Annotated in this window: 12 protein-coding genes; 9 read left to right on the top strand and 3 right to left on the bottom strand. The window is 49.6% G+C overall.

The window, feature by feature from the left end:
• Positions 1 to 32 precede the first annotated feature (32 nt).
• The 8 genes from nadC (at position 33) to yacG (ending at position 7,233) form a co-directional block, all read left to right on the top strand.
• On the top strand, positions 33 to 890 hold the full coding sequence (gene nadC, locus IC617_RS11110; RefSeq protein WP_191145059.1) for a carboxylating nicotinate-nucleotide diphosphorylase: 858 nt from the start codon (positions 33 to 35) through the stop codon (positions 888 to 890).
• Positions 891 to 1,160: 270 nt separating this feature from the next.
• Positions 1,161 to 1,601, top strand: coding sequence for a pilin (locus IC617_RS11105; RefSeq protein WP_191145058.1), 441 nt, complete (start codon positions 1,161 to 1,163; stop codon positions 1,599 to 1,601).
• 131 nt (positions 1,602 to 1,732) lie between these two features.
• Entirely contained in the window at positions 1,733 to 3,439 is a 1,707-nt protein-coding gene (gene pilB / locus IC617_RS11100) for a type IV-A pilus assembly ATPase PilB (protein ID WP_191145057.1), read from the top strand.
• An 18-nt stretch (positions 3,440 to 3,457) separates the two neighbouring features.
• Entirely contained in the window at positions 3,458 to 4,690 is a 1,233-nt protein-coding gene (locus IC617_RS11095; protein ID WP_191145056.1) for a type II secretion system F family protein, read from the top strand.
• Between the two features lie 27 nt (positions 4,691 to 4,717).
• Positions 4,718 to 5,590 (top strand): prepilin peptidase, encoded by an 873-nt coding sequence (locus tag IC617_RS11090; RefSeq protein ID WP_191145055.1) that lies wholly within the window; start codon positions 4,718 to 4,720, stop codon positions 5,588 to 5,590.
• Positions 5,591 to 5,593: 3 nt separating this feature from the next.
• The gene (gene coaE, locus IC617_RS11085; protein WP_191145054.1) at positions 5,594 to 6,208 is read left to right on the top strand and encodes a dephospho-CoA kinase; all 615 of its coding nucleotides are present in this window, start codon (positions 5,594 to 5,596) and stop codon (positions 6,206 to 6,208) included.
• A 35-nt stretch (positions 6,209 to 6,243) separates the two neighbouring features.
• On the top strand, positions 6,244 to 6,990 hold the full coding sequence (gene zapD, locus IC617_RS11080; protein WP_191145053.1) for a cell division protein ZapD: 747 nt from the start codon (positions 6,244 to 6,246) through the stop codon (positions 6,988 to 6,990).
• 18 nt (positions 6,991 to 7,008) lie between these two features.
• Positions 7,009 to 7,233 carry a DNA gyrase inhibitor YacG gene (gene yacG / locus IC617_RS11075; protein WP_224745953.1) on the top strand — a complete coding sequence of 75 codons (225 nt, stop codon included), beginning with the start codon at positions 7,009 to 7,011 and terminating at the stop codon, positions 7,231 to 7,233.
• On the opposite strand, the gene mutT is transcribed toward yacG, so the two are convergent.
• The 3 genes from mutT to IC617_RS11060 form a co-directional block, all read right to left on the bottom strand.
• A complete protein-coding gene (gene mutT, locus IC617_RS11070; RefSeq protein ID WP_191145051.1) occupies positions 7,230 to 7,634 on the bottom strand; it encodes an 8-oxo-dGTP diphosphatase MutT in 405 nt (134 codons plus the stop codon). The genes yacG and mutT overlap by 4 nt on opposite strands.
• A 9-nt stretch (positions 7,635 to 7,643) precedes the next feature.
• Positions 7,644 to 10,343: a preprotein translocase subunit SecA gene (gene secA / locus IC617_RS11065; protein ID WP_191145050.1), complete on the bottom strand. Its 2,700-nt coding sequence runs from the start codon at positions 10,341 to 10,343 to the stop codon at positions 7,644 to 7,646.
• A gap of 130 nt (positions 10,344 to 10,473) precedes the next feature.
• Complete coding sequence (locus IC617_RS11060) at positions 10,474 to 11,412, bottom strand: M23 family metallopeptidase (RefSeq protein ID WP_191145049.1); 939 nt, start codon at positions 11,410 to 11,412, stop codon at positions 10,474 to 10,476.
• A gap of 29 nt (positions 11,413 to 11,441) precedes the next feature.
• Between IC617_RS11060 and IC617_RS11055 the strand changes: the two genes are divergently transcribed.
• A complete protein-coding gene (locus IC617_RS11055) occupies positions 11,442 to 11,909 on the top strand; it encodes a DciA family protein (RefSeq protein ID WP_191145048.1) in 468 nt (155 codons plus the stop codon).
• The last annotated feature ends 4 nt before the right edge of the window (positions 11,910 to 11,913 follow it).

The raw sequence follows: 11,913 nt of genomic DNA, 5'->3' as shown, positions 1-11,913 counted from the left end.
ATTTTTCCGAGTTCAGAGCCGAAGACCGAACAATGGCCACCGCAGAAAATGTCCGTCGCTTAGTAAAAGCCTGCCTGTCAGAAGATTTAAACCACTTAACGCCCACCGAAGGTGATATCACCGCGTCACTAATCCCCCTCCATACCATCAGCAAGGCCTACATTATTAGCCGCGAAAAGGCGGTGTTTTGTGGCAAAGCTTGGGGCGATGAAGTCTTCAAACAGCTCGGCGGTTCAGTGTCAATCGAATGGTTGATCGAGGACGGTGAGGTGATGGAAGAAAATCAGCGAATTTGTAACCTCGAAGGTCCGTCTCGTGACATCCTGACCGGTGAGCGCACCATGCTCAACATCATCCAAACCTTATCAGGCACAGCGACCGCAACTCGGGTTTACGTTAACGCCATCGAAGGGACCGGCGTGCGCCTGCTTGATACCCGCAAAACGATTCCCGGTATGCGCAACGCTCAAAAATATGCTGTCTACTGTGCCGGAGGCGTCAATCATCGCTGCGGTTTATATGACGCATTTTTAATTAAAGAAAACCACATCGCTGCGGCAGGCAGCATTGCTTCTGCGGTAGAGCAAGCTCGCGCCAATTTCCCAGGCAAGCCGGTTGAAGTTGAAGTCGAAGATATGAAGGAATTCTGCCAAGCCCTTGAAGCTGGCGTTGACCGAGTGATGCTCGACAACTTTTCGCTGCCACAAATGCGCGAAGCGGTGATCATTAATCAAGGTCAGGCAGAACTGGAAGCCTCGGGCAATGTCACCATAGAAACAATTCGTCAGGTCGCCGAAACCGGCGTCGACTATATTTCAGTGGGTGCGCTAACCAAGCACATTCGTGCCGTCGATTATTCCATGCGAATTGAGTCGGCGAACCAATACTAAATGGCAACAAACGGCCGATAAAATGAACAGCGGCCGTGTCATAAAACGCGCCAAGAATTCGTAATGCGTCAAGATTTGGATCAAAAAAGCAAAGTGAATCAAAATTTTGGCGCGCTGTAAAACCGGCACTTGACTGCCTTTCGACGTTTTCGGAGCTAATTTCAAATTAATTCTAAAAAGTTGATTATTTGTTATTGAAAACGCCCAAAACCCTACCTAGTATCATTCCAACGCACCCCCTGATACAGCGTCCTCGACGGAGATATTATTATGAAAGCGCAACAAGGTTTTACTCTAATTGAATTAATGATCGTCGTGGCGATCATCGGTATTTTGGCAGCAATTGCATTGCCTGCTTATCAAGATTACGTTCGTGGCTCGCAAGCCTCTAGTGCGATTGCTGAAGCGTCTTCTTATAAGATGGCGATTAGCGTTTGTACCAGCACAGAGGGAAATGGCAGTGCGGTAAAAGCTGACTGTTCCAACATTCCAACTGCCCCGACCTCGGGAGCAGGCTCAGCAGTTTCTGTTAACAGTACGTCTGGCGTGATTACAGTGAATACAGATTTGGATAGCCAAGGCTCTGCTGTCTCTGGGGTTGGCAGCGTAACCATTACACCAACGCTATCTGGTGGTAATATTGTTTGGACTATCAGCGGTGGCGCAGACTGTGTAAGTCTTGTCAAAGGTTGTGTCTCTAGCGGCGCCTAAACAGTCATCTATCCTGAAAAGACCACCCTTGGTGGTCTTTTTTTTTGGCTATGTTATTTTGATGAGCATCTGGTTAGTTAACCTATCTTTTAGCTATAGCTATTAAGCCCATGCACATAATAGGGTTCTGAATGGATCATGCAGCAAAAATTCAAGGCTTAGCCACCTTGTTGGTCCGCAAGCGTTTACTCGAAGCCAGCACTGCGGTTAGCTTGATTGAACAAGCTCGCACTGGTAAACACAATTTTATCAGCCTGCTTATCGAACAAAAAATAACCACCAGCAAAGCTTTGCAGCAGCTATTGAGTGACGAATATGGTATTGCTGCGCTTGACCTAGACACGGTCGACGTTGAGCAGTTGGATGATGAATATCGCAACGAGTCACTGATCAGAAAGCACCATGCGCTACCATTATATATCGAGCGAGGCATGTTGATTGTTGCAGTCGATGACCCAATTAACATCACTGCATTAGAAGATTTTCAATTTAGCTTTGGTAAGCGAACCGAACCCGTACTGGTCGAGCATGACAAACTTGCTAAGGCCATCGAGAAGGTTCTTGATTCTGGCTTTGACGATATTGATTTGGGCGATGTATCCGATGATGAACTGGCCAGCATGGAAGTGCAGGATACCGAGAGACAAGAAGATGACGAGGTTGATAGCACCGACGACGCGCCAATCGTCGTCTACATCAATAAGCTACTCATGGATGCAATCCGCAAAGGCGCATCGGATTTGCACTTTGAACCCTATGAAAAGAGTTATCGGGTGCGCTTTCGTATTGATGGCATATTGCATGAAATCGCCTCGCCGCCAATCACCCTTTCCACGCGCTTAGCGGCTCGCCTCAAAGTCATGGCGAATCTTGATATCGCCGAGCGTCGGGTACCACAAGATGGCCGGATTAAAATGCGCATTAGCCGCACCAAGGCCATTGATTTTCGAGTCAGCACCTTGCCGACCTTGTGGGGCGAAAAAGTGGTGATGCGGATTCTGGACTCATCCAGTGCTCAACTCGGGATTGATATGTTGGGCTATGAGTCAGCGCAAAAAGAGCTCTACCTTAGTGCCCTGAATCAGCCGCAGGGAATGATTCTGGTCACAGGACCAACTGGCTCGGGTAAAACCGTATCGCTTTATACCGGCTTAAATATTCTCAACACGCCAGAGCGCAACATTGCCACTGCCGAAGATCCGGTGGAAATTAACCTCGCCGGTATCAATCAGGTGCAAATTAATACTCGGGCGGGGTTAGATTTTGCATCCGCTTTAAGAGCTTTCCTGCGCCAAGATCCAGATGTGGTGATGGTCGGTGAGATCCGTGATTTGGAAACCGCCGAAATTGCCATTAAGGCCGCTCAGACCGGCCACCTAGTATTGTCTACACTACATACCAATTCCAGTGCCGAAACCCTGACTCGATTGCTCAACATGGGTGTTCCGGCCTATAACATTGCCAGCTCGGTCAGCTTGATTATCGCCCAGCGACTGGCTCGCCGTTTGTGTAGCAGCTGCAAGACGATAGATGACATTCCTCCTGAGGGCTTACTGGCAGAAGGTTTTAGTCAAGAGCAAATCGATGCTGGCTTAACCGTGTATAAAGCGGTTGGTTGTGACGATTGCACCGGCGGCTACAAGGGGCGAGTTGGCATTTATGAAGTAATGCCCATGACAGACGCCGTCGCCAAAATTATTATGGAGAACGGCAACTCGTTGCAAATTGCACAGCAGACTCAGAAGGAAGGCGTTGCTAACCTGCGCCAGTCTGCCCTTGTCAAAGTTGCTCAGGGCGTAACGTCATTGGCTGAAGCCGCGCGCGTTACCAGTTTCTAATCCACAGTTGGTCTTTCTATGGCAGCAGTAGCGAAACCAGTAACAATCAAAGTGAATACCTACCAGTGGCAAGGCGTCAACCGCAAAGGCCGCCGTGTTGAGGGGGAAATTACCGCTGCCAACGAGCAAGCAGTAAAAACTCAGCTGCGCAAACAAGCGATCGCGGTTTCAAAAATTAAGAAAAAGCCCAAGCCGCTATTTGAATTAGGCAATAAAATCAAAGCTGTTGATATTTGTATGGTCACTCGCCAAATTGCCACCATGCTCGGTGCTGGAGTGCCCTTGGTGCAGGCGTTGGAAATTATTGGCAAGGGCAGTGACAAAGAACAGCTAAGAAAACTACTAGAAGAAATCCACGCCGAAGTATCTGCCGGTAACCCACTCAGTGAAACGCTAAAAAAACACCCCGCTTATTTTGATGATCTGTATTGTGACCTAGTGGCGAGTGGCGAGCAGTCCGGCGCCCTTGATTCCATTTATGATCGTATTGCCACCTACAAAGAAAAAGCCGAGGCACTCAAAGCGAAAATCAAAAAGGCCATGACCTATCCAGCCATCGTGATCCTCGTTGCTGTGGTGGTGACGGCAATTTTGCTGATTTTTGTGGTCCCTAGCTTTGAAAATATTTTTGCTAACTTTGGTGCCGAGCTCCCCGCTTTCACCCTGTTTGTCATTGGCATTTCCAATTGGCTCACGGGCAACCTCTGGGTGGTGATTGCCGCGGTATTTGCAGCCAGTTACGCCTTTGCCCGGGCTCACCGTTCATCAAAATCGTTACGCGACAAAACTGATGCACTGATTTTAAAGCTGCCAGTAGTTGGTGGTATTTTGCATCAAGCTGCAGTTGCCCGTTATACCCGTACCCTCTCCACCACCTTTGCCGCCGGGGTACCATTGATCGATGCGTTAGACTCGGCCGCCGGCGCCTCAGGTAATGCCGTTTATCGTGACGCCATCAAAGCAGTTAAAGCGGATGTTGCCTCTGGCGTTCAATTAAACAGCGCCATGCGTCAAACCAGACGTTTTCCCGATATGGTCAGCCAAATGGTGATGATTGGCGAAGAAGCGGGCTCTCTGGACGATATGCTGGCAAAAGTTGCCACCATTTATGAGCAGCAGGTTGATGATGCTGTTGATAACTTAAGCTCCATGCTCGAACCACTGATTATGGTCATTATTGGCACCCTGGTTGGCGGCTTGATTGTTTCCATGTACCTGCCAATTTTCCAACTCGGCAAAGTGGTCGGCTAACTTTTTTGCTTCACTGGACTCCTCTGAATGATTGAACAATTTACCCATGCAGCGGCAACATCTCCGCTGCTGATATCAGTGATCTGCTTTGTCTTTGCCGCTTTGGTTGGCAGCTTTCTTAATGTGGTGATTTTCCGATTACCGGTGATGATAGAACGACGCTGGCAAATCGAATGCGCGGCATTAAATGACCAACCTGAACCCAAGTTCGATCGCTTCAACTTAATTGTGCCAAGTTCCCATTGCAGCAGTTGTGGCACTGCCATCAAACCGTGGCACAACTTGCCAATAGTCGGTTGGTTTATCTTGCGGGGCAAATGCGCCGCCTGCGGCCAATCCTACTCTTTTCGTTATCCGGCGATAGAGTTGCTGACCGCCAGCCTGTCAGTATTGGTACTTCACGTAGTTGGATTTACCGGACTAGGTCTAGCGATGGTGGTATTCACTTGGCTACTCATTTGCCTCACCTTTATCGATATTGATCATTATTTGCTGCCCGACCCGCTCAACTACATCCTGCTGTGGCTCGGTTTGCTGGTGCATGTTGTGCTGATGCCCCATGCTTTGGTCGATGCCGTTATTGGCGCCATTGCCGGCTACTCAACCTTATGGAGTGTCTATTGGGCATTTAAGTTGCTGACCGGCAAAGAGGGCATGGGTTTTGGCGACTTCAAGCTGCTGGCCGCGCTGGGGGCTTGGCTTGGTTGGCAGTTACTGCCATTAGTGGTGTTGCTGTCGAGTGCAGTAGGTGCGGTGCTCGGCATCGCGATGATCCTGTTAAAAGGCCGCGACCATCAAAAACCCATCCCTTTCGGCCCTTACCTTGCCATCGCAGGATGGATTGCCTTGCTGTGGGGCAATGACATTCTGGATCGTTACTTTGCCATGCTGGGCTATTAGCAAGTGAGCGGTTTCGTCGTCGGCCTGACAGGTGGCATTGGCAGTGGTAAAACCACGGTTGCCAATGAGTTCCAACGCTTAGGCGCAGGGTTGGTGGATGCCGATGTCATTGCTCGCGAGGTAGTCGCCAAAGGTAGCCCTGCGCTCGCCCAAATCAGCGCTCATTTTGGGCCAAAGGTAGTTGATACCACAGGCGAGTTAGACAGAGCGGCATTACGGGCTTTGGTGTTTGGCAACGAGTCCGAGCGACAGTGGTTGAATCAATTGTTACATCCACTGATTCGCCAGCAAATGATCGAACAAAGCCACAATCAACAAGCGCCATACACCATTCTGGTGGTGCCACTGTTAATTGAAAATCAGCTACAGCAGCTATGCCAACGCATCGTCGTCGTTGATGTTCCGCAATCAATCCAAGTCGAGCGAACGGTAAACCGTGATCAGGTTAGTACCGAAGCAGCTTGGGCGATCATCCAGCGGCAAGCGAGTCGGTGGCAGCGGATCAGAGCCGCAGACCATATCATTAACAACCACAGGCCATTCGAACTAGTAGCAAAAGATGTTTTACACTTGCATCGGCATTTCCTAGAATTCGCTACTCAAAGCTATTCAAATTGATTTGCTACCCTCTGATCTGACTCGATGGAAACCGCATGGCTGAAGCGTTCACCTATCAATTTCCCCTGAATGAAACGTCTCGCTCTTACCTCAGGATTGAACAACTGCTATTACGCTGCCACCAAGCCATGCAGCACATTAGTGAGCAGTCTTGTTTAAGCTACTTTGGCGCTTTGTTTGATTTGCTGGAACTATTAGAGCGCGCCGATGTGCGCCAAGATTTAATTAAAGATCTCGAAACCCAGCAAAAAGAATTAGCCCGCTGGGCAACTTATCCGAATGTTGATTTGGAAGCACTGGCGAAGCTCGAAGCCGCCAACCAGCATTGTCTTACTAATTTGCGCAGCCAGAATCGCTTAGCAAATTGTCTCAAGTCCGATAAATTTCTGGCTGGCATTCGTCAGCGTTTCAGTATTCCCGGTGGCAACTGCTGTTTTGATTTACCCCAGCTCTACCACTGGATAAATCTTCCGGCAGAAAAGTGTTTAACCGATATGCAAAATTGGCTGCGTCAGCTCGACATTTTAGCTGGCGCCATCGCTCAGTTAATGCACCTGATCCGTGATGGCAAGCCGTTTCAGCGGGTCATTGCGCGCAAGGGCTTCTATCAGGCGAGCGCTGAGAATTTACAGCTTCTGCGGATCTCCTGCTCGCCAGAGCATACTGTTTTCCCGACAGTTTCTGGCAATAAGCACCGCTTTACCATTCGCTTTATGCAGCATACCGACAGTGGCACAGCCGCTACTGAAAGCGATATTGAGTTTCTGTTGTCGGCCAGTTAAGGCCAGAGAGTAATGACGATGAAAGTAAGTTGCCCAACCTGCCAAAAACAAGTCGAGTGGAGCACGGAAAACAAGTTCCGGCCATTTTGCTCTGAGCGCTGCAAGTTGATTGATTTAGGTGAGTGGGCCGATGAAAGTCACCGGATTGCTGGCGAGCCCGATCGTCAGCAAATGGAACAAATGAGTGACGATGAGTTAATGGCCATGATGGTCAAGCTTCAAGCCAAACCAGACAGCGATTAGTCGGCGCCCAAAGCTGCCACCACGCGCTCGACAATAGCGACATTGGCAGCAGGAAAATCATAGTTAGCGAGTTCGGACGCGGCGACCCAGCGTCCTTCGAGACCTTCTTGGCTGCTCGGCTCGCCATCAAACTGGCGCACCCAATGAACGTCTAATTTCACCTGCTTGTCGCCATAGTCGTGACAAACCACTAACAATGGCGAGCAATCATGAACCGTGATCGCCAATTCTTCTGATAATTCCCGCACCAATGCCTGCGCGACGGTCTCACCGTTTTCGCACTTGCCACCGGGGAATTCCCACTTATCGCCCTGATGTTGATGGGCCGCTCGTCGGGTCAAAAAAATATGGCCGTGGCGTTCAATCACGCCAACGGCCACATGGACTTGCTTAATGCTCACGCGACTGCCTTACGCCAGTTTGCCGTGACACTGCTTGTATTTTTTACCTGAGCCACATGGGCACGGCTCATTACGACCCACTTTCGGCATCGCTCGCTGTTGCGGCTGCTGTTGGTCGGCTGATTCGGCACCAGCAGCACCTTGATATTGCTTCGGCAATGCTTGTTGTTGCTGACGGCGTTTTTCCTCGGCAGCCTCAACATCTTCTTGCGACTGAACTCGAACTCGGCTCAGAATCGAAATGACTTCCAGTTTCAGCGCATCAAGCATATTGCTGAATAGGGCAAATGACTCGCGCTTGTACTCTTGCTTGGGATTCTTCTGAGCATAACCACGCAAATGAATGCCCTGGCGCAAGTGGTCCATCGCCGCTAAGTGATCTTTCCAATGGGTGTCGAGTACCTGCAGCATGATCTGCTTTTCGAACTGACGCACAATTGGTGCACCAATCATTTCTTCTTTCTGACGATAAGCATCAGAGAAGGCGTGTTGAATGCGTTCGCGCAAGCTATCTTCGTGAAGCTTGTCGTCTTCATCCAACCATTGCTGCAACGGCATGACCATGCCGAAATCACCTTTCAAACGCTCTTCGAGTCCGGCAACATCCCACATTTCTTCCAAAGATTGCGGTGGAATGTATTCGCTGACTAACTGATCGACCACATCTTCACGGATATTGGCAATCGAGTCTTTAATTTCCTCAGCATCCATTAGCTCATTGCGCTGCGCATAGATCACTTTACGCTGGTCGTTGGCAACATCATCATATTCAAGCAACTGCTTACGAATATCGAAGTTGCGGGCTTCCACTTTGCGCTGAGCGTTCTCAATAGCGCGCGACAACCAAGGGTGTTCAATCGCCTCACCGCGCTCCATGCCGAGCTTCTTCATCATGGTACCCATCCGATCAGAAGCAAAAATGCGCATTAGCGGATCTTCTAGCGACAGGTAGAAACGCGACGACCCTGGGTCGCCCTGACGACCAGAACGACCACGGAGCTGGTTATCGATACGACGAGATTCGTGACGCTCGGTACCAATAATGTGCAAACCACCGGCTTCAATAACGGCATCGTGTCGCTCTTGCCAAGCCGCTTTGATTTCTGCGATTTGTTCATCAGTTGGGTTATCCAGCGCATCAATCTCTGCTTGCCAGCTACCACCCAAGACAATATCAGTACCACGACCAGCCATGTTAGTCGCGATTGTTACGGCACCGGCACGGCCAGCTTCGGCAACAATTTCGGCTTCTTTTTGGTGGAATTTAGCATTGAGGACGTTGTGCTTGATCTTGGCTTTTTTCAGTAAGCCAGAGAGCAGCTCAGAAGTTTCAATGGTGATGGTACCAACCAGAATCGGTCGACCTTTTGCCACCTGCTCATGGATGTCTTTAGCAATGGCCTCGTACTTTTCTTCTGCGGTCAGGTAAACCTGATCGGCGGTATCGTCACGTACCATTGGTTTGTTGGTTGGGATAACCACAGTATCCAAACCATAAATGCTTTGGAATTCAAACGCTTCAGTGTCTGCGGTACCTGTCATACCCGACAGTTTTTGATACAGGCGGAAGTAGTTCTGGAAGGTGATCGACGCTAGCGTTTGGTTTTCATTTTGAATGTTAACCCGCTCTTTAGCTTCAACGGCCTGGTGTAAACCTTCAGACCAGCGGCGGCCCGGCATGGTCCGGCCGGTGTGCTCATCTACGATGACAATTTCATCGTCTTTGACGATGTAATCGACATCGCGCTTGAACAACACATGAGCTCGAAGCGCTGCGTTAACATGATGCAGCAAGGCAATGTTAGCCGCATCGTACAAGGATGAACCTTCATCCAGCAGCTTGTTGTTTGCCAATAGCTCTTCAATGCGTTCCTGACCTTGCTCAGTCAAGTGAACCTGTTTGGCTTTTTCATCAACGGTGTAGTCGCCTACCGCTGCTTCTTCTTCGGTATCTTCTTTTTCCGCCTTGGTCAGCATTGGGATCAGGGTATCGATTTGGCGATACAAGCCTGAGCTGTCTTCGGCAGGACCAGAGATAATCAACGGCGTACGGGCTTCATCAATCAGAATCGAGTCGACTTCATCGACCACTGCATAAAACAGCGGGCGCTGAACGCGATCTTCTGGCCGGAAGGCCATGTTGTCACGCAGGTAATCGAAGCCGAATTCGTTGTTGGTACCATAGGTAATATCTGAACCGTAGGCTTCTTTTTTGGCATCTGGTGACATGCCGGCTAAGTTGATCCCCACGGTCATGCCAAGGAATTCAAACAGTGGTTTGTTCCATTCGGCATCACGCTGGGCCAAGTAGTCGTTCACCGTAATCACGTGAACGCCTTTGCCAGTTAGCGCGTTGAGATAGGCAGCCAAGGTAGCGGTAAGGGTTTTACCTTCACCGGTGCGCATTTCAGCAATCGAACAGTCATTCAGCACCATGCCGCCGATCAGCTGCACGTCGAAGTGGCGCATTGAGAATACACGTTTACTGGCTTCTCGAACCGTAGCAAAGGCTTCAGGCAGCACGTCTTGTAAGCTTGCGCCGTCGCTGACTCGAGCTTTCAGCTCTTCGGTTTTTTGTTTGAGTTGGTCGTCAGAGAGGGCCTCGAAGTCTGCCTCCATGGCATTAATTGCGTTGACAACTTTACGCAGCTTCTTCAGTGTTCGGTCGTTTTTACTGCCAAACAGTGAAGTCATCAATTTTACAAACATGGCTTGCCTAGTATTTTTTATTTGTTGGTCGCTGGTTAATGCTCTAACCAACGCTCATGGACACATTGTTCCGATGACCCCGCATAATGAACGGATCAGTCAATCAGGTAAAGTCTATTTATGGGGTCATTTATCGAAAAATAAACGGGCTGGGATCCACTTGCTTACCATTTTTTAGCACTTCGTAGTGCACATGGGGCCCTGTAGAGCGACCAGTACTACCCATAGCCGCAATGACATCACCTTTGGTAACTACATCACCAATGGCAACATAAATTTTGCTGTTGTGACCATAGCGGGTTGTGTAACCGCCGCCATGACTTACCTCAACCAAATTGCCATAACCCCAGCGTTTTCCAGCATAAGTGACAACGCCAGCCGCTGTGGTGTAGACATCACTGCCGGCATGGCCAGCAAAATCGACGCCCCAATGGGATGCTTTCTTACCAGTGAATGGATCTTTACGAGCGCCAAATCCAGATGATAACCAGCCTTCGCCAATTGGACGGCCGGATAACCAACTGGCATCTTCGACATCTTGTTGTTGCAGGAGGACCGATAACAAATCAAGCTGGCGTTGCTTGTCGTCATATTGCTCGATGAGCTGGTCGAGCTGGCTAAGCATTTGCTGGATATCATCGCTATTAGACGCTGGAGCAGCAGATAGCGGGCCACCAGCAGAGTCCATTGACTGTAAATTGGCGGTGGTTGCAACTTGAAATTCAGACTGTTCAATATCGGACTTTTGTACCAGCAGCTGGCTGACTCGATCCAGCTGGGAGGATTTGGCTTGCAGTGTGCCAATGTGTTCCGCCATTAAACTGATTTGTTCGTGCATTTGGCTGCGCAGCTTTACCAATGCGTCGCGCTGCTGTTGCTGCACTTGCTTTGCCGCAGCCACCTGCTGCTGATAATGATTGGCAGAAATCAAATGAGGTGCCAGCCACCAAGGGGCGATGAGTAAGGCCAGCAGAGCCGCCAACGATAGCAGTAACGCGGCAGGTGAAGGACTCCAAGATACTGGCTTCCCTGCTACATTAAACGTTAAACTGAAAATCGTTCGACTCATGGTTATTAATCACTAAATCTCTACTACAGATGTCAAAAGCTAACCGCCAACCTGTGGCATTTAATCAAATTGTCCAAAGCAACCGCTCAGGGTTAGCTAATATTGCCCGTCGAAGCCAAGCTTTGCAAAGCTTACAGCAGCAGTTTGCCAAGGTCATCGACGATGACTTGCGAGGCCACTGCCGAGTTGTCAGTTACCAACAAGGTGTACTCTCACTGAGCGTCGACTCACCGGTTTGGCAATGGCGGTTGAATATGAACAAAACAGCCATACTTGCCAAATTGCGACAATCAGGATTCACCGCGCTGACCACACTGGAATCCCAAGTCAAACCCACTGCAACGATTCAGTCACAGCAAGATTCAGGCTTTCACGTCAATCGGCAGATCTCTCATCAAACCGCAACCGATCTTCGCCAACTCGCCGAATCCACTCCCGAACCACTTAAATCTCAACTACTTAAGTTAGCTAGTCGTGAAAAAACAAAACCAGCGTAAGCGC

The organism is Neiella litorisoli, assembly GCF_014773395.1.
Taxonomy (GTDB): Bacteria; Pseudomonadota; Gammaproteobacteria; order Enterobacterales; family Neiellaceae; genus Neiella; species Neiella litorisoli.
The sequence above is the reverse complement of the archived record's forward strand: the minus strand, read 5'-3'. Positions and strand labels throughout refer to the sequence as shown.

Excerpts from the sequence above, each read along its gene's own strand:
- IC617_RS11105 (WP_191145058.1), top strand. The coding sequence starts at position 1,161 with ATGAAAGCGCAACAAGGTTTTACTCTAATTGAATTAATGATCGTCGTG.
- zapD (WP_191145053.1), top strand. The coding sequence starts at position 6,244 with ATGGCTGAAGCGTTCACCTATCAATTTCCCCTGAATGAAACGTCTCGC.
- IC617_RS11060 (WP_191145049.1), bottom strand. The coding sequence starts at position 11,412 with ATGAGTCGAACGATTTTCAGTTTAACGTTTAATGTAGCAGGGAAGCCA.
- IC617_RS11055 (WP_191145048.1), top strand. The coding sequence starts at position 11,442 with ATGTCAAAAGCTAACCGCCAACCTGTGGCATTTAATCAAATTGTCCAA.
- IC617_RS11090 (WP_191145055.1), top strand. The coding sequence starts at position 4,718 with ATGATTGAACAATTTACCCATGCAGCGGCAACATCTCCGCTGCTGATA.
- secA (WP_191145050.1), bottom strand. The coding sequence starts at position 10,343 with ATGTTTGTAAAATTGATGACTTCACTGTTTGGCAGTAAAAACGACCGA.
- yacG (WP_224745953.1), top strand. The coding sequence starts at position 7,009 with ATGAAAGTAAGTTGCCCAACCTGCCAAAAACAAGTCGAGTGGAGCACG.
- nadC (WP_191145059.1), top strand. The coding sequence starts at position 33 with ATGGCCACCGCAGAAAATGTCCGTCGCTTAGTAAAAGCCTGCCTGTCA.
- IC617_RS11095 (WP_191145056.1), top strand. The coding sequence starts at position 3,458 with ATGGCAGCAGTAGCGAAACCAGTAACAATCAAAGTGAATACCTACCAG.
- pilB (WP_191145057.1), top strand. The coding sequence starts at position 1,733 with ATGGATCATGCAGCAAAAATTCAAGGCTTAGCCACCTTGTTGGTCCGC.